Annotated in this window: 22 protein-coding genes and 1 tRNA gene; 8 read left to right on the forward strand and 15 right to left on the reverse strand. The window is 41.8% G+C overall.

Features of this window, described 5'->3' with window-relative positions:
* Positions 1-529: 529 nt before the first annotated feature.
* Positions 530-1,459 carry a porin gene (locus F9Y84_RS09015; protein ID WP_147390132.1) on the reverse strand — a complete coding sequence of 310 codons (930 nt, stop codon included), beginning with the start codon at positions 1,457-1,459 and terminating at the stop codon, positions 530-532.
* A 148-nt stretch (positions 1,460-1,607) separates the two neighbouring features.
* The gene (locus tag F9Y84_RS09020) at positions 1,608-2,453 is read right to left on the reverse strand and encodes a LysR family transcriptional regulator (protein ID WP_147390131.1); all 846 of its coding nucleotides are present in this window, start codon (positions 2,451-2,453) and stop codon (positions 1,608-1,610) included.
* Between the two features lie 87 nt (positions 2,454-2,540).
* Between F9Y84_RS09020 and maoP the strand changes: the two genes are divergently transcribed.
* Together maoP and F9Y84_RS09030 are read left to right on the forward strand one after the other, a co-directional pair.
* The gene (gene maoP, locus F9Y84_RS09025) at positions 2,541-2,912 is read left to right on the forward strand and encodes a DUF413 domain-containing protein (RefSeq protein ID WP_125254341.1); all 372 of its coding nucleotides are present in this window, start codon (positions 2,541-2,543) and stop codon (positions 2,910-2,912) included.
* 203 nt (positions 2,913-3,115) lie between these two features.
* A complete protein-coding gene (locus F9Y84_RS09030; protein WP_192503248.1) occupies positions 3,116-4,351 on the forward strand; it encodes a diguanylate cyclase in 1,236 nt (411 codons plus the stop codon).
* Here F9Y84_RS09030 and rarD read toward each other — a convergent pair.
* Complete coding sequence (gene rarD / locus F9Y84_RS09035; RefSeq protein WP_128729599.1) at positions 4,340-5,230, reverse strand: EamA family transporter RarD; 891 nt, start codon at positions 5,228-5,230, stop codon at positions 4,340-4,342. The genes F9Y84_RS09030 and rarD overlap by 12 nt on opposite strands.
* Before the next feature lie 209 nt (positions 5,231-5,439).
* Here rarD and recQ point away from each other — a divergent pair, with 209 nt between their 5' ends.
* The 4 genes from recQ to F9Y84_RS09055 all read left to right on the forward strand — a co-directional run bounded on the left by recQ (position 5,440) and on the right by F9Y84_RS09055 (position 9,980).
* On the forward strand, positions 5,440-7,254 hold the full coding sequence (gene recQ / locus F9Y84_RS09040; protein WP_125254344.1) for a DNA helicase RecQ: 1,815 nt from the start codon (positions 5,440-5,442) through the stop codon (positions 7,252-7,254).
* On the forward strand, positions 7,255-7,542 hold the full coding sequence (locus F9Y84_RS09045; protein WP_125254345.1) for a DUF3630 family protein: 288 nt from the start codon (positions 7,255-7,257) through the stop codon (positions 7,540-7,542).
* A gap of 111 nt (positions 7,543-7,653) precedes the next feature.
* Positions 7,654-9,360 (forward strand): POTRA domain-containing protein, encoded by a 1,707-nt coding sequence (locus tag F9Y84_RS09050; RefSeq protein ID WP_147390129.1) that lies wholly within the window; start codon positions 7,654-7,656, stop codon positions 9,358-9,360.
* A gap of 56 nt (positions 9,361-9,416) precedes the next feature.
* Positions 9,417-9,980, forward strand: coding sequence for a mechanosensitive ion channel domain-containing protein (locus F9Y84_RS09055; RefSeq protein WP_147390128.1), 564 nt, complete (start codon positions 9,417-9,419; stop codon positions 9,978-9,980).
* On the opposite strand, the gene F9Y84_RS09060 is transcribed toward F9Y84_RS09055, so the two are convergent.
* Genes F9Y84_RS09060 through F9Y84_RS09070 form a run of 3 tightly spaced genes read right to left on the reverse strand, consistent with a single transcriptional unit; the run spans position 9,970 to position 12,321 of the window.
* Positions 9,970-10,998, reverse strand: a complete 1,029-nt coding sequence (locus F9Y84_RS09060; protein WP_147390127.1) for a succinylglutamate desuccinylase/aspartoacylase family protein — start codon at positions 10,996-10,998, stop codon at positions 9,970-9,972. The two genes, F9Y84_RS09055 and F9Y84_RS09060, sit on opposite strands and share 11 nt — an antisense overlap.
* Positions 10,985-11,890, reverse strand: coding sequence for a 30S ribosomal protein S6--L-glutamate ligase (rimK, locus tag F9Y84_RS09065; protein ID WP_128729593.1), 906 nt, complete (start codon positions 11,888-11,890; stop codon positions 10,985-10,987). The genes F9Y84_RS09060 and rimK overlap by 14 nt, the downstream gene beginning before the upstream one ends.
* The gene (locus tag F9Y84_RS09070) at positions 11,887-12,321 is read right to left on the reverse strand and encodes an ATP-dependent zinc protease family protein (RefSeq protein ID WP_147390126.1); all 435 of its coding nucleotides are present in this window, start codon (positions 12,319-12,321) and stop codon (positions 11,887-11,889) included. The genes rimK and F9Y84_RS09070 overlap by 4 nt, the downstream gene beginning before the upstream one ends.
* A gap of 387 nt (positions 12,322-12,708) precedes the next feature.
* Between F9Y84_RS09070 and F9Y84_RS09075 the strand changes: the two genes are divergently transcribed.
* The gene (locus tag F9Y84_RS09075; protein WP_373865586.1) at positions 12,709-13,677 is read left to right on the forward strand and encodes a zinc transporter ZntB; all 969 of its coding nucleotides are present in this window, start codon (positions 12,709-12,711) and stop codon (positions 13,675-13,677) included.
* A gap of 4 nt (positions 13,678-13,681) precedes the next feature.
* Here the strand turns inward: F9Y84_RS09075 and F9Y84_RS09080 are convergent.
* Positions 13,682-13,756: transfer RNA gene (locus tag F9Y84_RS09080), tRNA-Arg, on the reverse strand.
* A gap of 216 nt (positions 13,757-13,972) precedes the next feature.
* Between F9Y84_RS09080 and F9Y84_RS09085 the strand changes: the two genes are divergently transcribed.
* Positions 13,973-14,155, forward strand: coding sequence for a helix-turn-helix domain-containing protein (locus F9Y84_RS09085; protein WP_010378988.1), 183 nt, complete (start codon positions 13,973-13,975; stop codon positions 14,153-14,155).
* Between the two features lie 70 nt (positions 14,156-14,225).
* Here the strand turns inward: F9Y84_RS09085 and F9Y84_RS09090 are convergent, their stop codons facing one another.
* The 8 genes from F9Y84_RS09090 to fdx form a co-directional block, all read right to left on the reverse strand.
* On the reverse strand, positions 14,226-15,038 hold the full coding sequence (locus F9Y84_RS09090; protein WP_225740674.1) for a phosphotransferase: 813 nt from the start codon (positions 15,036-15,038) through the stop codon (positions 14,226-14,228).
* Positions 15,001-15,621 (reverse strand): nicotinamide riboside transporter PnuC, encoded by a 621-nt coding sequence (gene pnuC, locus F9Y84_RS09095; protein ID WP_147390123.1) that lies wholly within the window; start codon positions 15,619-15,621, stop codon positions 15,001-15,003. Before pnuC ends, F9Y84_RS09090 begins: the two co-directional genes overlap by 38 nt.
* The gene (locus tag F9Y84_RS09100; protein WP_125254354.1) at positions 15,621-15,887 is read right to left on the reverse strand and encodes a hypothetical protein; all 267 of its coding nucleotides are present in this window, start codon (positions 15,885-15,887) and stop codon (positions 15,621-15,623) included. The genes pnuC and F9Y84_RS09100 overlap by 1 nt, the downstream gene beginning before the upstream one ends.
* A 236-nt stretch (positions 15,888-16,123) precedes the next feature.
* Complete coding sequence (locus F9Y84_RS09105; RefSeq protein WP_128729589.1) at positions 16,124-17,500, reverse strand: Gfo/Idh/MocA family protein; 1,377 nt, start codon at positions 17,498-17,500, stop codon at positions 16,124-16,126.
* A 354-nt stretch (positions 17,501-17,854) separates the two neighbouring features.
* Positions 17,855-18,928, reverse strand: a complete 1,074-nt coding sequence (locus F9Y84_RS09110) for a phosphotransferase enzyme family protein (protein ID WP_147390133.1) — start codon at positions 18,926-18,928, stop codon at positions 17,855-17,857.
* A 46-nt stretch (positions 18,929-18,974) separates the two neighbouring features.
* Entirely contained in the window at positions 18,975-19,856 is an 882-nt protein-coding gene (locus F9Y84_RS09115; RefSeq protein ID WP_147390122.1) for a nucleotidyltransferase family protein, read from the reverse strand.
* 94 nt (positions 19,857-19,950) lie between these two features.
* Entirely contained in the window at positions 19,951-21,384 is a 1,434-nt protein-coding gene (locus F9Y84_RS09120; RefSeq protein WP_147390121.1) for an NAD-dependent succinate-semialdehyde dehydrogenase, read from the reverse strand.
* A gap of 88 nt (positions 21,385-21,472) precedes the next feature.
* Positions 21,473-21,811: an ISC system 2Fe-2S type ferredoxin gene (fdx, locus tag F9Y84_RS09125; RefSeq protein WP_125254358.1), complete on the reverse strand. Its 339-nt coding sequence runs from the start codon at positions 21,809-21,811 to the stop codon at positions 21,473-21,475.
* Between the last annotated feature and the right edge of the window lies 1 nt (position 21,812).

Here is a 21,812-nt window from a genome sequence, read left to right on the forward strand (position 1 = left end):
GATACCTTTCGGTATCGAATTGACTGTGCTGAATAAACTATGTTTATTCTGTTGGTCACTCAGTTCAATTGAGACTCTAAATTTGTTTGCGTCATCTAGCGAACTAGACTCTGCTGTTAGAACTCAACCTGTACGAGTGCCCACACAGATGATTGCTTCATATTGTTAAAGAACATTTCCGGTTACCCGGTGCGATGACTTATCATCGCTGCGCCGTTAGCGCTGAGGGTTGTGCATTCTAAGCATTTCCCATTTGTTGTCAACACTTAATTTTGATTTTCTTTCGAAACATTCAAACTCAAGTTTTATTTGACTCCCGACTCGTTGGCTCGTTGCTTTTCAGCGCTGTTCCCCGTGTCGGTGGATGCGCATTATAGGGAGATCCGATTTAAGTGCAACCCTTTTTTTGAAGAAAATTGCAAAAAAACCGCCAACCGAACAAAAAGAAACCAAGCAGCTCAAAACACATACAAAAACACCCGCTATAAGCGGGTGTTTTGCTCTTTTAATCTTAGATAGCGCCTATAGATTAAAACTTATATTCAATACCTAGACCTAAATAATCTTTTTCGACCTGGTTATCTGCATCATATGTAGAATAGAAACCATACACCTTCGCATTTTTGGCAAGTTTGTAATCGACACCAACAGAGACTCCATCAACTTTGTCACCCGCGTCAAAATCAATAACTTGATACTGAGCCTTCAATGTCGCACTACCTAACTTATATGCTGCATTTAATAAATAGCCATCCGCTTCTGCGCTACCATCCACTTTTTCTTGAGTCTGGTACATTGCACCAAGTTTAAAGTCAGCTAGTTTCCCTTGCACACTAAAACGAATCGTGTCATAGCCGTTAACTTCACTGTCAGCTGCAATCGCTGCATAGACAGTTGACTCTTTTAAACCCGCGTCACCATAAGTAACCGCTGTAGAGAAGCCGTTTTCACCTTCTTCATTATCTTCAGCAATAAAACTACCTAAAACTCTAATGCCATTAAAGCTTGGTGATTTATATGAGATTGAATCGCCTAAACGATTCTCACCTTTGAACAGTACCTTAATATCACCTTCAAGGTCATTGAATTGATCTAACTTGCCTTGTGATTGTTTTAATGCGGTGTCGTTACGACCAATCACTACTTCACCAAAGTTACCTTTCAAACCAACATACTGGTTACGTGCTGTAATATTGTCTTTGTCACCTTTGGAGTCGGCGTCAGACACATCCACTTGAAATTCAAGCTTGTAAATAACTTCTAAATCTGAGTTTAATTTCTCAGAACCTTTGAAACCAAAGCGAGAGGCGTTACTTTTGATTTCAGTAACAGAGCCGGCACCATCATCTGAAGATTGCACCGATACGTTCGCTTTACCATAAACATCTACTTCAGCATTTGCTTGAAGGGTGATTGCACTTAATAATGATAGCGCCAAAGCAGTCTTAGTTAGTTTCATGTGTATTTCCTCAATATCGCAACACGTATTTTTAAAACATGCGCAGTGTGACATTGCTAAATGACAAAAATATTACACATAAAATATTTCTGAAAATAAAGTGACACTCAAAATTAAGAAATACGTCACAAAATATTCATTATAGGAACTACTGCACCACTCCTAACAAATTTACTATCGTTTCAATCTGTTCTAACTGATCATTATCTTTGTGATACGCTACATATATCTCCCTTGAATTACTCTCGACGTCATTAATTTGGAATAATTTTTCGGCCTCAATAGCCTCCAGCGCTAGCGCTTCCGGAACAAAGGCTGATCCGCCACATTGTAAGATCAAATCCAGCGCGATCCGTCCTGTACTTGTTCTGAAATATGGAGGTGTCGCACCTGTAAATTGCTTTGCATGCCATAATGAAAAAGCAGTACCCCAATCGACATAAACATATTGGTTGTCAAAGAAGTCTTCCTTGGTGGCAGTATCAAAGGTGCTCACAGGAATAATTGCCAAGTCACTGATCGGCCTGACCTCCAGCTCATCTACTTTAGGTGGATCGAATAGAACCGCAAGATCTAATGTTCTTTCTAATAGCAATCTTGTACTTTCTTGCTGCGTTTTGACTTCTGCTACTAGAGATACGCCTGGCATAGCAGAAACGATATGATTGATACCAAACTGTAAAAAAGCATCCCAAATATTCGCTGTGCCGCTTAGAGACAATTGTTTGTGCATATTATTTGCGAGCGCAACATCGACTTTTGCTCTTTGCATGCCCGTCAGTATCATTTTTGCGTGAGGTAGCAGTCTTTCACCGGGTGCTGTCAATTGAATATTGTTACGCTGGCGAATGAACAAGTTTACCCCTAGGCTCTGTTCTAATTGACGGATCCTAAAACTTACAGCTGATTGTGTAATGTATAAATTTTCAGCTGCCCTGCCAAAATGGCGGGTCTTCACAACTTCAACAAAAGTTTTTAATAGATCTATGTCCATTTTTCTTCCTGACGATAAAAATTACTCGTTTAAAAAATTTGAGAACTTGGTCCATACTCCAGCCAGATAACCTTAGAGGACTCAGTTATGGATCATAATTTAGCGACTTTGAAAAATGCCTTTGCAAGCAACAGAGCCTTTTATGATGATGCCAATTTCCCTAGAGGATTTGGACGCAGTGGCCACTTTACCCTTCAAGAAGCCGAGATTCTTGAACGCTGTGGAGCCACACTAAGAAGCTTATACAGCAAAGCAGCAGAACCTCAAAATAGTTTCCAGTCACAATTCGTTCAAGTGATGGATGGCTTAATCCCGCCGACTAATGCCGTTGAAAAAGCTTGGACCAAATACCTCAAGCATACAACCTGCAAAACAAAGTTTCATACTCTATTTGGTCGCTCAAAAGTACAAAATGATAGCAGCGTGGTAATCCCAGCGGATATTGACGACGAACTATAACAACATGAATGTTAATAGTGTGCCGACACTATCATTGGCAGTTGTTGACAATATTTTAGTTCACAACTGTCAGTGTTTTCCTTCTTCAATCATCATGACAGTAGATTTATACGCTGTTATCCCGTTCAATTATTGATCCTCTCATTGCATTTCCTTTCAGTTAGGTTAAGAATTAATAAAACAGGAAATAATTGGCGAAGGTTGTGTTACGGAAAATCCTAATTATTGAAGACACCCCTACCATTGCGAAAGTGCAAAAGCACATTGCAACTTCTGCTGGGTATCAGGTAGATATTGCAGAGTCTCTTGCTGAAGCTCAGGCGTTGTTATCACAGCATACTTACTTCTGTGCTGTTGTTGATTTTGTACTGCCAGATGCGCCCCATGGAGAAGCTATCCCATGCACTGTTAGCGCAGATATTCCAACTATTGTTATGACGGGTAATATAGAAAGCCAGACTCGCTCTATTGTCGAACAGTACCCGATTATCGATTACATCATAAAAGAAAATAAACAGGCTTATCACTACTTACGGCGACAGTTGGAGCGCTTGCCAAGGAATGAAAATGTAAAAGTTCTCGTTGTCGATGACTCAATGGCATCTCGGAACTATGTATCGGCACTTCTAATTAGACATAAATATCAGGTTCTAGAAGCATGTGATGGGCTTGAAGCGCTAGCGGTATTAAAAGAGAACCCAGAAATTTCTGTGATCATTACAGACAACGAGATGCCAAATATGCGTGGAGAAGAGCTTTGTATCGAAATACGACGACTCTACTCAGATGACGATAAAGCAATCATCGGTATTTCAGGAGTAGAAAATGCCAACCTGTCCACACGCTTTTTGAAAAATGGAGCTAATGACTATTTAAGAAAGCCATTTAATGCTGAAGAGTTTTATTGCCGCCTTAGTCAAAACGTCGATATGCTCGAACATATCCAAACAATCAGGCGACAAGCTAATACTGACTACCTCACCGGACTGCCTAACCGCCGCTACTTTTTCGACACAGTAAAAAAGAGTTTAAAAGCACGATTTGGCAAAAAGCAGCATGGACTAATAGCCATGATTGACATTGACCACTTTAAACAAGTGAATGATAAGTATGGTCATGACGGTGGCGACGCTGTACTGGAATCTATTGGCAAGGTGTTCGCTACACACTTTGCGAGTGATCTCGTTGCGCGATTAGGCGGAGAGGAGTTCGCTATCTATTTTAAAGATACAAAACCAGAAGGTTGCGTGGAAAAGCTCGAACAATTTAGAAAATATTTGGAAAGTAACAGTAGCAAGCTGACAACTCAGAAAATTGCCTTTACTGTCTCAATGGGACTCGCTTCACAAGTGACAACCAATATAGAAAGCTTGATAAAAGATGCCGATGAGCAACTTTATCAAGCTAAAGATACCGGTAGAAACCGCTTAGTTTACTAAGCGCTTTCTCCTATCACGGTAAGAGTCGAGACTAAACATCACCAATGCACTCCAAATAAAAGCAAAGGTAACGGCTCGTTCAGCGTCAAACGGTTCTCCGTAAAATAGTACAGCCAACATAAACATTAAACTCGGCCCGATATATTGAAAAAAACCTAACGTTGAGTATGGAATGCGCTTGGCGGCACCTGTGAAACACAGTAATGGCAAAGTAGTTACAACCCCTGCGCTAACAAGGAGTATATTAGTATACCAATCATTGTTCATAAGGTTACTAGTAGCACTAGGTTCCGCCCACCACCAGTACACCAATGCTATTGGCGTTAAAATAAGCGCTTCAACCAATAGACCCGGTAGTGACTCTACCGCTAACGTTTTTCGAAGCAAGCCATAAATCGCAAATGAGCCAGCCAAAGAAAAGGCAATGATAGGAAAAGAGCCAAAACTAATAAGCTGTAGCAATACGCCAAATATTGCAAGCATCACAGCAAACTTCTGTCCTGCTCTTAGCTTTTCAGAAAGAAATAACATGCCCAGCAACACATTGAGTAGCGGGTTGATATAATACCCAAGGCTTGCATCTAACATATAGTCGTTTTGCACAGACCAAATAAACAGCCCCCAGTTAAACCCGAGTAATAAAGCAGTTAATGTCAACATCGCCAACAGCTTGGGATTGACTAAAATCGCTTTTATCTTTGGCCACTGTTGTCTAGCCAGCACAATAATAAAGATAAACAGCACCGACCATATTACGCGATGAATTAATATTTCAATCGCATCAACATGAGTCAATTGCTTAAAATAGATGGGGGCTAATCCCCACATCAAAAAGGCAAGTACAGCGAGTAAATGTCCTTTTTTCTGTTCTTCAATCACAGCTTTAGACCTTGTTTAATCTTGGTAGGATCCACTTAAAGGTCAAACAGTATACTATGGTTTGTAGTTAACAGCGATGAAAGTTGGATGAATATATACCAAGGCTTCCTCCAGTTTGTAGAGAGTTAAGTGTTTAAATCTTATTCACTCCCTCAATCCGAGCGTAAAAAGCAAAGACAAGGGTCAAAAAAAACTCTAAAATAGCGGCGATGAATACCCTCGAGAACACGCCAGCTAACGACCCTCATACGGTACTGAAAGATATATTCGGTTACAGTACGTTTCGACATGGTCAACTTGATATCATTCAGTCTAGCTTAGCTGGTCAGGACACGCTTGTGTTGTTGCCAACAGGCGGTGGCAAGTCTTTATGCTATCAAGTTCCTGCAGTATTACTGCCCGGCGTTACACTTGTTATTTCGCCCCTTATATCACTGATGCAAGACCAAGTTGCTCAATTAAAAGCACAAGGTATTGCCGCTGAATATATAAATAATAGTGTTGCATGGGAACAGCAGAGAGACATTTACGACAGGCTCTATAATGGAGACATAACGCTACTTTATGTTGCACCTGAAAAAGCCTTACAGCGAGAGTTTATTGACCGCATTGCTGGCTGCCACATCAGCTTATTCGCAATTGATGAAGCGCATTGTGTGTCTCACTGGGGGCATGACTTTAGACCTCATTACTTTCGCTTGAAAGAGTTACGGCAGTATTTTCCTAATGTTCCAATGATGGCATTAACGGCAACCGCTGATTTAGCAACGCGAAAAGACATCGTGCAGCAACTCGGGATGTATGAACCGTTTATTTATACTGGTAGCTTCGACAGACCGAATATCCGCTACACCATAGAAGAAAAATTTAAGCCACTATCACAACTGTTTCGGTACCTTAAAGAGCAAAAAGGCCAAAGCGGAATTATCTACTGTGGTAGTAGAAAACGTGTAGACGATATTGCCGAGCGACTTATCGATGCGGGGTTTAACGCTGCAGGTTATCATGCTGGCTTGGATAATGACCAACGACAATTTGTGCAAAACCGCTTCGCACGAGACGACATTCAAATTGTCGTAGCCACTGTTGCATTTGGAATGGGGATCAATAAGCCCAATGTTCGGTTTGTTGTACATTACGATATCCCAAAAAGTGTTGAGGCCTATTATCAAGAAACTGGTCGCGCCGGTCGAGATGGCCTTGCTGCTGAGGCGGTAATGTATTTCGATCCTGCTGACATTCCAAGAGTTAGGCGTTTTTTTGAAGATATTCCAGATGAGCAGCGCCGCAAAGTGGAAGAGCAACGTTTTCAAGCAATGTCTAGCTTTGCAGAAGCCCAAACTTGCCGCCGGCAAATTTTACTCAATTATTTTAGTGAGTATCAGCGCGAAGCTTGCGGCAACTGCGATATTTGTCTAAATCCTCCAAAGCAATTTGATGGTACTTTAGTTGCGCAACAAGCATTATCTTGTGTATACCGCGCAGAGCAACGCTTTGGCATTGGCTATATTGTCGATATTCTACGTGGGGCAAATACTGCCAGAATAAGAGAATATAACCACCATACACTGTCTACATACGGGATCGGAAAAGAACATAGTAATGAGTTTTGGCTCAGTATTTTGCGTCAACTTATCCATCATGGCTTATTAAATCAAGATATAACTCAAGGTGCGACTCTCAGACTTACCGAAGCCGCAAGAGCGGTGCTCAAAGGTGAATATGTTTTACAGCTGGCAGAGCCAAGACTCGTTGCTAAACACGTTTATCAAGACAAGCTTGCCCAGTTTAATTACGACAAAAAACTATTTGCTAAATTACGCGCATTGAGAAAACAATTAGCAGATGAAGATGACGTACCACCGTATGTTGTATTTAACGATAGAACACTCGCTGAAATGGCACAAAAAACACCTACAAACGATAGTGAGTTTTTGCAAGTGTCCGGGGTTGGTTTCACCAAATTAAGTAAATATGGTGCTCCATTTATGCAATTGATTAGAAACTACTTGGAAAGAGACTAAATGACGACTCTGACTTTAGATCTGCAACACGAAGTGATCATCATTCATCCAGAATTGTTACCTCAAGATGATGAGTTTGAATTATGGGGTCAAGTCTTCTTGCACCATGATGCCGTCGAGCTGATTGAGTTTTCGACAGGCGCAGATAGACATCTGTGGCGCTTTACATTTAACGACAGCTATTTCAACTTAAATTTTGAACACTACAGCAACAGCGTTTGGATAGCACCAGATGGTGTTGACGCCCTAGATTTACTGCCCTCGCTACACAAAAACCTTTCTCGTTAAGTCCACATAAAGCCTTTAAGTCTATAAATATTATTACTTTTGTTGCAGATACAGAGCAAGTTGCAACAATATAATCCATACTAAAGGAAGATTCGACTTAAAGGCTTCAAGATGAAAGTAAATCGGTTATCGTACAGTTGTGTGCTACTCTTTTGCGGTACAAGCACCTTTGCTAACACAGAACAAGTGACAGCTGAACACTACACTGACAGCTGCAGTAACAACCGTGTTGAAGCTAAAAGTGATGAAAACTTATCTCGTCAGCTTGATGTTGAGCAGATATATCCAGAGCCTGCCAATGGTAAGAAAATCGCAGCGATTACATTAAAACAGCTGAATGTTTTTGATACTAGCAACCCAGAAGAAGATAACGCATTATTTCGATTTGCAAATAATTACCATATCCAAACCAAACCTGAAGTACTGAAAAGTGTGCTCTTATTTCAAGAAGGTGATAAATACAACCCTAGGAAACTCAGCGAATCAGAGCGGCTACTTCGCAATCAGTCTTATTTATATGATGCACGGATCTTTGCCAGCGAAAACTGTGATGGTGATATCCTTGTTACTGTAGTCACTCGAGATCTATGGACTTTGCTACCCGACTTAAGCTTTAGTCGCAGTGGAGGGGAAAATACCTCAAGAGTAGGATTTCGAGAAAGTAACTTATTCGGCTGGGGTAAGCGACTTTCTTTTACTCAAATAACTGAAGTTGACCGCTCTGGGTATCAATTTGTTTATGATGACCCCAATATTTTAAATTCACGGTACCGAGGGAGAATTGAGTATTCCGATAACGACGATGGTGAGCGCCACTATATTGACGTGAGCTACCCATTTTTTGCTACGGATACGCCGTATAGTTATGGTTTTACTAGTTATTCCGATAAACGCGAGGAGCCTTTGTACTCTGAAGGGGAAACCATATCAGAATTTAGTCAATCCACAGAGGTAACCCAACTCTATTTTGGTCACTCAAAGCCATTGTCAGGGAACTGGACTCGTCGCTTAATAGCGGGTGCTCGCCATGAGCAACATACATTCGAGGAGATCGGCGACACTACATTGCCTATCGCAAAAGATCGAACACTAACCTACCCATATATCCAAGCACAATGGTTTGAAGACTCTTATGTCAAAGTGCGTAACTTTGATTCGATTTATAGGACAGAAGATCTCAATTTAGGCTGGAATATTAATGCACTTCTTGGTTACTCAACACAAGCTTGGAGTGATGATACTGAGCGACTAATATATTCGTTCTCTGCTAACACTGCACATTACACCTCAGATCATAGCCTATGGCGCTTTTATTTTGATATTGAAGGGAGTTGGGATAAAGAAGCAAAGAAATCTGAAAACCTCATCGCCACCACCACCTTTCAGTACTACTTTAACACCAGCATATATGAGTCTTGGTTTCTTAATGCAAGCTATACCTATGGTAAAAACCTTACCTTGGACAATCAAATTACATTAGGAGGGGAAACGGGCTTAAGGGGCTACCCAATAAAATACCAACAAGGTAGCCGCAGCATGCTGCTTAATATTGAAAAGCGTTACTACTGGGAATATGATTTATGGCGCCTATTTAAAGTAGGTGGTGCGGCGTTTTTTGATGTTGGCAGAGCTTATCATTCACACCTTGCGATAGAGGGGAATGAGTCAGTGTTAAAGAATGTTGGTATTGGACTGAGACTAGCACCAAGCCGAGCAAATTCAGACATCATGGTACATATAGACCTAGCAACGCCTATTAACGGACCAGATAATGTCGATAGTATCCAATGGCTACTAACCGTAAAAAATCGTTTTTAGCGATGTCTTGAATAGGTAAACATGCTATAAAGCAAAAAAATTATTAGGATACCACCGTGCATTTTTTAGACTTTGCACTTAGCCAATACAAACTCATTGTTACTCTGCTGGCCATATTAAGCTTTCCACTGTTAATGAAAGCGTGCTGTAAACTACTAGAAAAAGTCACCAGAGGTAAAATTGATTCTCACCGCAAGCAACGAGCTGACTTACTCGTTAGGGTTCTAGTTGCATTTGTGTTTGTCTGCTTTATGTTGGTATTTTGGGGAATAGAACTACGAGGTCTACTTGTACTTGGGTCATCGCTTTTTGCAATGCTCGGTGTTGCCATGTTTGCTGGCTGGTCACTTCTTTCAAACCTAACGTCATTTTTACTCATGTTTATTCAAAATGATTATCGAGTTGGTAACTGGGTTAGAATAGTTGATGGAGCCAACTTTGTTGAGGGTTGTATTGTTGAAATGGGATTGATGAGCGTCGTTTTGCGTCACGTCGACGGTCATAAAGTCGTCTACCCTAACAATTTATTCGTCACTAGACCTGTACTTGTACTGAGCCAAGAACCAGTCAAGCCAAAACAGCCAGCTGCGCCAAGACGACCACTAGGCTCTAAGAAATAGGGCCTATATCATCGATAAAGGTTTCTAGCTGCTGCTCCACAATACTATTCGCATGAGCAAAATAGGCAATATGAAATACCGCATCACCCTCATTGACTAAAGGCAACATCTGCTGCCCAATCACTATACCACTTCTTGGAGCAATAATTGCCTCTTCGCTTTGACCTAAGGGGCTGTCAATGTAAGCAAGAATTTGCCCTTTTGAAACGCGCTCACCTAGCGTAACCTGTGCACGTACAATACCGTCCACATCCGCCCTAACCCAGCTAGTCGCTGCTGCAATAACAGCATCATGAACTTGCTTTCGGCGTCGCCCTCGTAGCATTTTTAAGTGACGCATGACATTTTCTACACCTTGTAAACCAGCTGCTATCGCAAGCGCATCAAAGCGTAATGCCTCTCCAGCCTCGTATGTGATCACCGGTATATCTAGACCTGAGGCTTCACTGCGAAGTGAACCATTGCGCAGTCGTGCATCAATAGCCACAGGAGTACCAAATGCCATCGCCATTTCTTTTGTCATCTCACAAGACAAATCTCCACGGATCTGAGGCAAATTTGAACGATGAATAGCGCCCGTGTGCAAATCTATGCTATGATTGGATTTTTTCACCACCAGATCGAAAAACATATGCGCCATTCTCGCTCCAAGTGAGCCTTGCTCTGATCCTGGGAAGCAGCGATTCAAATCCCGCCTATCAGGAAGGTAACGAGACTTGTGAATAAAACCGAAAATATTCACGATCGGTACCGCTATTAGTGTACCTCGCAATGTAGCTGCATCGACTTTACTCAATAGCTGACGCACCACTTCAACCCCGTTAAGCTCGTCACCATGAATAGCCGCACAGACCATTAATACAGGGCCAGACTCTGCACCATTAACGACTTCAATTGGAATAGTCATTGGAGTGTGGGTATACAGCTTCGCCACCTCCAATTGTACGGTTTGTCTTTCAGCTACCCCGACACGTGTATCGAGTAAAGTGAAAGGCTGGTTAATTTTAACCTTTGCCACGTGTCGCAGTCCTCTTAGCAGCCGCATTTTTCTCGATGAACGAAATTATCATGCCCGCAATATCTTTGCCTGTTGCTTTTTCTATCCCTTCAAGGCCAGGTGATGAATTTACCTCCATTACCAAAGGTCCACGTTCAGAGCGAAGTAAATCAACCCCCGCAACGTTCAAACCCATTGCTTTTGCAGCCGCTACCGCAGTGCGGCGTTCTTCAGGAGTAATTTTAACCAATGTTGCCGAGCCCCCTCGGTGCAAGTTAGAACGAAACTCACCTTCTTGCGCTTGGCGTTTCATCGCAGCGATAACTTTATCACCAATCACAAAACAACGAATATCCGCTCCACCAGCTTCTTTAATATATTCTTGCACCATAATGTTGGCTTTGAGACCCATAAATGCCTCAATAACACTCTCTGCTGCTTTGCGCGTCTCAGCAAGTACAACACCAATACCCTGTGTGCCTTCTAGCAATTTGATCACAACGGGTGTCCCACCTACCATTTCAAGTAGATCTTTGACGTCGTCTGGCTTACTCGCAAAACCAGTGATCGGCATGCCCACTCCCTTCCTAGACAACAACTGTAATGAACGTAGTTTGTCTCGTGAGCGCGTAATTGCTACCGATTCATTTAATGGGTAAACCCCCATCATTTCAAACTGTCGAAGTACGGCACATCCATAAAATGTCACAGACGCGCCAATCCGAGGTACAATGGCATCGAACCCACTGAGTTGCTGCCCCTTAAAATGGATCTCTGGCTCACTGCTATTAATATTCATGTAACAACGCAGCGCGTCTATTACAGCAACCTCATGTCCCCTTTGCTCAGCAGCTTCAATAAGGCGACGTGTTGAGTATAAAGATTGATTCCTTGAAAGAATGCCAATTTTCACGATTTATCCGTTTTATTACTTAAGTATGAATGTTCTGGGTCAACAATAATGCGGCCTCGCATTGCTGTGCGCCCTAGCAGCATTCTAAATTTCATGGTTTCTCTATTGCTCAGCGTAATTTCAATAGGCCAAGCCTGTTCACCAATATGTAAGTTTGTCTCGATGACATAACGCAGCTCTTTATGACCTCCAGAGTCTGTGACTACACGTTCATCGAGTACTTTTGCTTCACAACATACTTCATAGTCAGTGTCATCCTGGAGTGGATGAAGCCAAAACCTAACCCATCGCTCGCCACTATCTGATTGAAATGCTTCAACCTTAAAAGCATGAAGACAAGATGTTCTTGCTCCTGTATCAACTTTTGCTTTTATCTTATTAATTCCTAAGTCAGGTAATGAAAGCCATTCTCGCCAACCAACTGTGATCATAGTGTGCTCTTTTATAGAATGAATTTGGACTTATACGCGCAATTAAGTCATATGAAAAACAAAATAAATTTATCCTAAAGATAATACTGTTTTGTCTTGGAGCTTTCTCAATTTGAAAGATAGCCTAACTCCTATAACCCGGCACACCAATTTAATATTTATGACTCGCGCTAGCGCTCAAACAGGCAACTGAAGATTCATAAATTAGCTGCGACTCAGAGTGATTGTTCTACAGTAACAGCACTCGTACACTTTTCAAGCGAGTACTCTATACTTGCTAATATTGTTCAGGGCATATCAAAACAATTTATTTTATCGCCAAGATATTGAAATGAATTTGAAAAATAAATTATCTATGTCAGGCTTGATATGAACTTTTTGCTAGGAATAAACAATGACAGGATTACTCCATGCGTGCGTGATGGTCAAGGTGGCGGTAGAGTACTGTGCGAGCTCTCTGAAATTGGATCAGTCATTCACAAAGAACCCTTATGGCTTCATTTTGATTATAGTTTTGAAGACACCACAGAGTGGTTAAAAAACCAGAGCTTTTTGGACGAATGGGAATACCAAGCCCTCACTGCTGATGAGACCAGGCCAAGAACGGTTAATGGTAATGAGGGGTTATTGGTATTCTTACGCGGCGTGAATTTAAACCCAAAGCAAAGTCCAGAGGATATGGTTTCTCTTCGCTGTTTTGCTAACGAAAAGCTTTTAATAACCTGTCGTAAGCGGCACATTATGTCTGCTCAAGACATGCTAACACAAATTAAAAAGGGTCAAGGGGCAAAGAGTATTGGTGAACTTCTCTCGACTTTAGTCATGCGTCTTTCAATGAGAATGCAAGATATTATTTGGCAAATAGAAGAGCAACTTGATGAGTTTGAGGAAGCCCTAGAAAATAGCGAGCAACTACCCAACTATCAACAACTATCGGTATTAAGAAGACAAACCATCGGCTTAAAACGATACCTCAAACCACAAAAGCTGGCGATCAACGAATTACTACTAGTTAAAGTAAATTGGCTAAATGAAGACCACTTACACCAGTTAGAAGAAGCGAATAATGCACTCAGCCGTTATATTGAAGAATTAGAAGCTGCGATTGAGTGGGCACAAGTGATTCAAAATGCGATCACTAACCACCAAAATGAGCAGTTAAACCAGAGAATGTACATCATGTCGGTTGTGGCGGCATTATTTTTACCGCTGGGGTTCTTAACCGGATTGTTAGGTGTCAATATTGGAGGGATCCCAGGTACCGAATGGAATGGGGCTTTTGCCTTGTTTGTAATCATGCTGGTTGTGATCACCGCTGGAGTAGGAGTGTATTTCAAACGCAAAGGCTGGCTATAATGACTGGCGCTCTCGCTAGGGATCGAACCTAGAACTTAGCCTCCGGAGGGCTACGTGATATCCATTTCACCACGAGAGCGACGTCAACATAATAATGCGAAGTGCTAAGAAATACCAGACTATGTTTTCTATATGATTAATTAACAACCGAATTTTGAAAAAAAGCTGTACTTTGAGCAAAAAACCAGTTATTCAACTATGCTTTGAAAATAATAAAACAGAATGAGAGTGCTGTTTAACCGTCAATTCTGACAGAAAAAGGCAGTACCACAATACTTGATTGAGGATCACAAATATGACACCAATGACCACAGAGCAAGTTGCAGAATTTCTTGATGTTAAAGTTGAACGTGTAAGACGTCTTGCTCGAGAGAACCTGCTAGTAGCAAAAGACACTGATGCCAGTGGCGAGCCAATTTTTGACAAAGCCGATGTGGAAAAATACAAAGAGCTTGCACAACGCTTAGGTGGCATTTAAGTCCAGCTTCTCCCGGTGCCAGTATTGTCAGTCAAGGGAACTGATGCATTACTGGCGTAGAGCCTTGCGTTTATATCCAAAGCGTTAATATTTCTCTCAATTTGTTCGCTTCATCGACAACTCCTTTTTGCTCATACCAATGAATGCTCAGCAATAAGTATATTTGACAATATACCTTCAATTTAACGTCTGCATAGGATGGCGTGCACTTATGATTAAGTAGAAAGTAGGTATCAACAAGACGATATGCTGATGCAACATCACGCTGAAAGCTGCATACTAATGCCGCCAGATCAAAAAAAATATCGTTGTGGCAGGCATATTCAAAGTCAATAAGACGCACGCCTTCAGGACTGCAAATAATATTACTAGTTACCAAGTCATTATGACAAAATGCCACGTCACTTGGTAATCCAGCAAGCTGAGACAAAAGCCATTGCACGTTTACAATAGCGCTACTCTCAAGCTCAATAGCCCTCATATAACCAACAAGGTCAAGAGTTTCATATACAGCAAGCTCAAGCCTATGTACTTGGAGCAATGGTTTTAATAGCGCCTCATCATCTAGCACACGGTTGTACTTACCCTCAGGGATATAACTGAATATGGCCATTCGCGTATCCATATCATATTGTAGTGCCGTCGACGTAACTTCAACGCAAGCAAGCTTATTCTGTGCTGCTAGTGCTGCAACAGGAATATCATGACTGTAGCACTTTATGACAAATTGCTGACCATCACTGGTTATCAGATAATTGTTATTGCTCACCCCTTTCGTAAGCTTTCGTATATCATTAACAGCCACACCAAAAATTGCATTTACGCTTGCTTTTATTGCTTCTAGTTCAGAGTGTCGCAAGAGACTTACCTTGCTTTGCTTCATACTCTTCATACCAACGTTTATAGCCCCAACAAGCCATTAAGGTGTAGAAGATGAAAAGTACTAACGTCGGGTAGAACCCTTTTAGATAATAAAGATAAATAGATGCTGCATCTATCACAACCCAATATAGCCAATTCTCAAGTACTTTCTTTGCCACCAAGTAGGTGGTCACCACTGCAAAACAGGTTGTAAAGCTATCTAGATAGGCTAAATCCGCAGACATATAATGTTTAGTCACATAGCCAAGTACAACTGACACAATAGCTGTCACGGCTATCACACTAAGATGTTTTGACATCGACCAAGAGGTTATCCGACTTGGGGCATTCTTGTTACCTTGACGCCACATCCACCAACCGACAACTGCCATCACCATATAGTAGAAATGCAGCAAGGACTCCATGACGAGTGCACCGTTCCAATATAAGACTGTGTATATAAAAGTATTGATAAATGCCACAGGCCAGCACCAGATATTTTCTTTAATGGCTAATAATAAATATGCCACGGCTAGCACGACTGCAATGTACTCCCAAATAGACATGGCAGTAAAGCCAGCTAGCGTATCCGTTAACCACTCCATTAAATAACCGCACTTTGTGTTGGAGATAAATCACCGGCAATAAACTTACAAACAAAAATACTCTTACCAAACGTTTCAAAAGAGCGTTTCATTTCTTGGTTTATGATAGAAGTAACGAGATCAAACTCTCCAAAGACCTGAGTCGACATGGTATTGGTGAGTACTTTTATATCATCGTGTTGATTTAATCTATCAATAAAACCTTGAATAAAAGGGATGTAGTCTTGATGAAGTGGATATTTACTGATTTCAACAGAAACTTGCATGAACGCTCCTTACAAATAGCAATCAATTGGCAATGTATGTATTCATTTTATTTTAACTTAATATGGTACTAATTTGAGGGAAAATTTAAGACTCCGGCGTTAGTCTAGTGTAAAAAATATAGTCACTTAGTAAAAGGCGAACTTCTCTTCGCGGATATAGTTCGCCCCATCTTATTACTCACTGTTTTTATTCTTTTCAATGTGCTTTAGCACCTACGAAAGCGCCATGGCCACTCCTAAACAGTAACAATCCCAAGCGGTGCTGCGGTTTGCCAAGCACCACGAGTAAAATCAGGAATGCTTAATGATTCACTACGATTTGCCACAGATTGTACCGATAGTGGCGAGATCACTGACCAAGCTGCGCCATCATAAACATCTTGATCAAGCGGCTCACCATTGCGTAAACAATAAATCATGCGCCAAAACATTAAAAAGTCCATACCACCATGACCACCATTGCGCTCTGCTTCTTTACCCATTTTAATCCATAGTGGATGGTCATATTGCTTATACCACGACTCCATGTCGTGATCCCATTCATGGAAGCTCTTAGTACCACCTTGCTCCAAAGCAATACGGTTAGGAAAGCCAGCAAAGACACCATTGGTACCTTGGATGAGGTTATGACGTGAGTAAGGTCTTGGGGTTGTTGTGTCATGTTGCACCACAATACTCCGTCCCTTAATGGTTTTGATCATTGTTGTGTTCATATCACCAGCCACGTAGTTTAACTGATTACGCTCGTGATCTGCTGAAAACTCTCGCTTTGCATATGCAGCACGGCCAAGTGCTGGGGAGCTCATTGAAGTAAGGTAATCGAAACGATCGCCTCGGTTGATATTCATGTATTGGGAGACTGGCCCCAACCCATGGGTTGGATACAAATTACCATTACGCTTCGTATGCCAATGAGTACGCCACGACCCTGTTTTATGCTCAATTTCTTTCATCTGCCAACGCAGTTCGTGGATATATGCGGCCTCTGCGTGAAGCAATTCGCCGAATATACCTTGTCGAACCATATTCAGCACCATCAGCTCATCGCGGCCATAGTTGACATTTTCCATCATCATGCAGTTCTTTTGCGTGCGCTCAGCGGTGTCAACGATTTGCCACATTTCTTCAACAGTTAATGCCAATGGCACTTCGACAAAAGCATGCTTGCCACTGTTCATCGTGTCAATGGCCATTGGCGCATGCCATTTCCATGGCGTTGAAATGATAACGATGTCAATATCATCCCGATTAAGCATATCTTGATAAGCTAAATCACTACCACGATACAGCTCAGGCTTTGGTAGCCCCCGTTCGTCAACGAGGTAACTAGCTGACTTTTCGAGAACTGCATCATGAGTATCACAAATGGCAACAATGTGCGCGCCCTCAATATGACTCATACGTTTAACATGACCATAGCCACGCTGACCCACCCCGATAAAACCAACACGAACAACATCCATTTTTGGTGCAACAAGCCCAATGACCGAACGCCCTTGCTGCTTGGGTATGATATTGCTATTTTGATTTGAACTTGCGCAGCCAGCAACAACACTGGCAGCCGCAGCAGCACCTGCGGCTTTTAAAAAGTCGCGGCGATTTACATTTTTCATTTTGACTCCTAAACGATACTTCATCAACAGCGTACATGTACCAGTTAGCCTTAATACTTGCTCAATTTGAAGAAGCAAACCTGACGTTAACTGAGTTCAAAATTTCTCATTTAAAACACTAAATAACAAATTTTTTGCCTTCCTGCATGAATGTAGGTAGCTTGGCGATAACAGGACGCAGTAGCGGTGTTAGCAACAAAGTTTTCTCGCCTCAAAATCGCAAACTCAATCAAGCTAATCGGTATCGGTGCTGAGTGTAAACAAGCTAAACCATACCGATTCTAGGTTCAAAAGATTGCGATAAAACCATAAAAAAAAGCGCCTAAGCGCTTTTTATCAATACCCTATTTTCAACTAGATAGATTGTATAATTTCTATTAAGTTAGGTTCTTTTTCTAAGACACTCGCATAAAGTGCCAGCTGGTTTTTAGCTCTATCTAGATTATGGCCAGTTCGATGAATAGCAAAATAGTTATCGCCATCCAGGTAGTCGGTCAAAAAACGCAAGCCTATCATTAATGGCATAACTTTAGCGCCAAGAATAAAGCTATCTTTCTCAGCTTTTGTCACGCTAGCTTGCAAAGGTTCAATATAACCCCGAGCGAGTGCCGAAAATATGTTCTCCCTAACTTGTACTTGAGCCAAGTTGGTTGAATCTTCCGGCTCAGGAGAGCAAAAAGTGCGCACCATATCACCAAAATCAAATAGCCAATGGCCAGGCATGCAGGTATCTAAATCAATGACCGCTCTGGCTTGGTCACTATTTGTTGAAAACAGCATGTTATTGATTTTAGTATCATTGTGACAGGCTCTTAACGGTACAGCTTGCTGTACTTTTTGTAATTCATCCGCGAGCGAGAATTGTTGCTGAAAAGCCTCTATCACCTCACCGCACAGCTTAGCTCTATTATGCTCATCTTTCTTTAGCACCTTATTGAAAGTATCAATACGCATCGCCAAATTATGAAAATCAGGGATCACATGATGTAACTGGGTTGCATCAAAATCATTTAGGGCATGAGCAAATTGTCCAAACGCATTTGCAGCGGTTTGAGCCTGCTGTTCGCTTGTAACCACATCTTCACTATAACTGCGACCAATAAATGCAAGCGCACGCCAAACTTCGTCGTTAATATCAACTAAATATTGGCCTGAACTCGTTGCTAAATGCTTAATAATAGCGAGGCTATATTCACCATTGAGCGCTTTCGATGTTAAGTGTTGCTCAATGGCACGAGCATTTTCTACTAAATGCTGCGGATTGGGGAACACATTAGTATTGAGCTTTTGTACTACCATGGTTTTCTGGGCGTCTTGCAACAACATTGTTGTATTAATATGCCCATTGCCGATCGGCTTCATTTTTGCTTCTTCACTAATGAGCCCATATTCATCAGCGAGCTGTTGCGCAACAGCTTGATATTCCATATTCACCTCAAAAGAAGATAAATCGAATGTTGTTGTGTGAAGAGGGTTATTTTCCTTGACGTGCTTCATAGATCTTTCTTGCGACAATATTAAGTTCGCTCTTATAGGTTATGCCATACCAATTAGATTTGGCCTGATAGACAGACACCGCTTGCGTGGCAGTATTGATACAGTGTTGAATACAATCTGGCAGATAATACTCGCTTTTGACACCGTTGTCATAATTCTTTAGAAACCCGATAAAGCCACTTTCAAGTGCAGTGAACAACTCAGGTGTAATCCCCCAGAAGGTCATAGAAGACAACGCTCTGGTGTCTAGGTAACAAGGCTTTCCTGAAATTTCACCATACAATTGACCGTTCTCTAAACGGATATTGAGCGCCTCTTCAACCGAATGCAGCTTTCCTTCTTCAATTACACAAATACCTCGGTTTACACCACCTTGCTCTGATAGCGTATTAATAATTGGATATGCCACCATTGCCATATTATCGTGGTATTGAAAGTGTTCCACGAGTTGTAAGAACGCATCAGCTCCATAGTAATCGTCCGCTGTAATGACGATGGCAGGTTTATTTACATAAGGTTTGGCACATAGCAGTGCATGTCCAGTTCCCCAAGGTTTATCACGGCCAATTAGACAATTTTGGTAACCCTCAGGTATATCCGTTAACTTTTGCTCCACTAAGGTAACGGTTAACGACTCTGGTAATCTTGGTATGATGACATCTTCGATGTAATCTCGCACTTTATCGTTGACTATCATTATGACATCGCGCACACCAGCTCGGTGGGCATCTGTGATGCTAAATTCCATAATGCTCTGGTTAAGATTCGGCAGCTCAGCGACCTGCTTATTACCACCAAATCGACTTCCCAGCCCACCCGCTAAAATAATGAGTGCGGGATATTGATTGATTCCTGTCATTGAAAAAATATCAAAAGTCAAATGAGCGGATTAGTGTACTGAGCTTTTGCATAGATTAAAAGCGAATACGAGTAAGCAAATGAAAATAGTATTTTTAATAAAACTTTTGACACAAATATTTTATTTCCTGATATTCACTCAACCCCTCTTGCGCACCTTCCCGGCCAAGCCCTGAGAACTTTACACCGCCAAAAGGCGCGACAGGATTGGATATGATCCCTTCGTTAATTCCAACCATACCATATTCAAGTGCTGCACTGACTCGTCTGATTTGATTAACTTCATTTGAATAAAAATAGGCTGCAAGTCCTTCTGGTACAGCGTTTGCCATTTTCACCGCCTCACTCTCCTGCTCAAAGCTAATAATACTGACAATAGGAGCAAAGATTTCTTCATGGAAAAGCGCCATCGTATTATCTACGCCCGTGATCACCACTGGTGCCATAAACTGGCCAGCTTGGTTATCCCCTTGATAGGCAATATTTGCGCCTTTAGCTAACGCATCCTCGAGTAAGCGCTGTGCTTTTTGCTTTGCCTCAATAGAAATAAGTGGCCCAATGTCAACGCCTTCCTCGAAGCCATTGCCAACCTTAAGTTGTTCAACTTGTCGTGATAACTTGTCAGTGAAATCAGCAGCAATACCTTGTGCAACAAACACGCGATTTGCAGCTACACATGTTTGTCCTGCGTTTCTAAACTTCGCCGCCATCAAACCACTTATCGCTTGCTCAATGTCGGCGCTATCAAAAATAATAAATGGGGCGTTGCCACCAAGCTCCATGGACGTTCTTTTTACCGTGTCTGCGCATTGTTTTAATAGTGCACTACCTACTTGTGTTGAACCCGTGAACGTAAGCTTTCTTACTTGAGGGGACTGAGTCAAATGCGCCACTAATCCTTTTGAGTCATTAGTAACAAGGACTTGAAAAGCACCGACTTCCATTCCCGCTTGTATCGCAAGCTTAGCTAAAGCGATGGCCGCAAGAGGGGTTTTCTCGGAAGGTTTTAGAATAAAGCTACATCCTGCTGCATAGGCTGGTGCTACTTTTCTGGTGATCATCGCCAGTGGAAAGTTCCATGGTGTGATCCCAAGTACCACACCAACCCCCTGCCGAATGGTAGTTAGCGTATGCGATTGTGAGTGACTAGGGATCACTTGACCATAGGCTCGTTTAGCTTCTTCACTATACCATTCGATAAATCCAGCAGCATAATCCGCCTCAGCAAGCGCTTCTTTAAGCGGTTTGCCTTGTTCTTTAGTCACTATCTCAGCCAGTGCTTGTCGATACTCAACAACCAGCTCATACCATTTTCTAAGTACTTTGCTACGAGTGTGGGCTGTTAAGTTAGAGAGTGTTTCAAAAGTTTCAGCCGCGGCTTGCAGCGCTATATCAGCAGCCTGATTATCTGCCTCAGAAACCTGGGTAATGGATTCACCTGTCGCAGGGTTTATCACATCGACTTGCTGTTTACTGCTATGCGATTGGCCATTGATAAGTGAAAATTCGGGATTACTGATGAGTGACATAGCGTTCCTCCTAGAAAAACAAAAAGCCGTAGTACAAGACTACGGCTTTATTAAATGCGTCATTAACAACCTAGGTTGTTAACTGTACTTAATGGTCTTCATTAACGATATTGAGATTGTACTTTGGAATTTCAACCACCAAGTCTTCATCACTAATTATCGCTTGGCAACCTAAACGTGATTCAGCTTCCAGTCCCCAAGCTTTATCTAGCATGTCATCTTCAAGCTCATCACTTTCTTCTAGTGAGTCAAAACCTTCACGGATCACGACATGACAAGTGGTACATGCACATGACTTTTCACAAGCATGTGGAATACTAATGCCATTTTTTAATGCCACATTAAGCACTGTCTCACCCGTTTTTGCTTCAATTGCAGCACCTTCTGGACACAACTCTTCATGGGGTAAAAAGATAATTTGTGGCATA

It is taken from the genome of Pseudoalteromonas peptidolytica (assembly GCF_012641745.1).
Taxonomy (GTDB): Bacteria; Pseudomonadota; Gammaproteobacteria; order Enterobacterales; family Alteromonadaceae; genus Pseudoalteromonas; species Pseudoalteromonas peptidolytica.

What these genes read in the sequence shown, in the direction of transcription:
- F9Y84_RS09045 (WP_125254345.1), top strand. Translation starts at nt 7,255, where the DNA reads ATGACGACTCTGACTTTAGATCTGCAACACGAAGTGATCATCATTCAT.
- maoP (WP_125254341.1), top strand. Translation starts at nt 2,541, where the DNA reads ATGGATCATAATTTAGCGACTTTGAAAAATGCCTTTGCAAGCAACAGA.
- fdx (WP_125254358.1), bottom strand. Translation starts at nt 21,811, where the DNA reads ATGCCACAAATTATCTTTTTACCCCATGAAGAGTTGTGTCCAGAAGGT.
- pnuC (WP_147390123.1), bottom strand. Translation starts at nt 15,621, where the DNA reads ATGGAGTGGTTAACGGATACGCTAGCTGGCTTTACTGCCATGTCTATT.
- F9Y84_RS09110 (WP_147390133.1), bottom strand. Translation starts at nt 18,928, where the DNA reads ATGGAATATCAAGCTGTTGCGCAACAGCTCGCTGATGAATATGGGCTC.
- F9Y84_RS09070 (WP_147390126.1), bottom strand. Translation starts at nt 12,321, where the DNA reads ATGATCACAGTTGGTTGGCGAGAATGGCTTTCATTACCTGACTTAGGA.
- F9Y84_RS09105 (WP_128729589.1), bottom strand. Translation starts at nt 17,500, where the DNA reads ATGAAAAATGTAAATCGCCGCGACTTTTTAAAAGCCGCAGGTGCTGCT.
- F9Y84_RS09090 (WP_225740674.1), bottom strand. Translation starts at nt 15,038, where the DNA reads ATGAAGCAAAGCAAGGTAAGTCTCTTGCGACACTCTGAACTAGAAGCA.
- F9Y84_RS09015 (WP_147390132.1), bottom strand. Translation starts at nt 1,459, where the DNA reads ATGAAACTAACTAAGACTGCTTTGGCGCTATCATTATTAAGTGCAATC.
- recQ (WP_125254344.1), top strand. Translation starts at nt 5,440, where the DNA reads ATGAATACCCTCGAGAACACGCCAGCTAACGACCCTCATACGGTACTG.
- F9Y84_RS09120 (WP_147390121.1), bottom strand. Translation starts at nt 21,384, where the DNA reads ATGTCACTCATCAGTAATCCCGAATTTTCACTTATCAATGGCCAATCG.
- F9Y84_RS09115 (WP_147390122.1), bottom strand. Translation starts at nt 19,856, where the DNA reads ATGACAGGAATCAATCAATATCCCGCACTCATTATTTTAGCGGGTGGG.
- F9Y84_RS09050 (WP_147390129.1), top strand. Translation starts at nt 7,654, where the DNA reads ATGAAAGTAAATCGGTTATCGTACAGTTGTGTGCTACTCTTTTGCGGT.
- F9Y84_RS09020 (WP_147390131.1), bottom strand. Translation starts at nt 2,453, where the DNA reads ATGGACATAGATCTATTAAAAACTTTTGTTGAAGTTGTGAAGACCCGC.
- F9Y84_RS09085 (WP_010378988.1), top strand. Translation starts at nt 13,973, where the DNA reads ATGACACCAATGACCACAGAGCAAGTTGCAGAATTTCTTGATGTTAAA.
- F9Y84_RS09100 (WP_125254354.1), bottom strand. Translation starts at nt 15,887, where the DNA reads ATGCAAGTTTCTGTTGAAATCAGTAAATATCCACTTCATCAAGACTAC.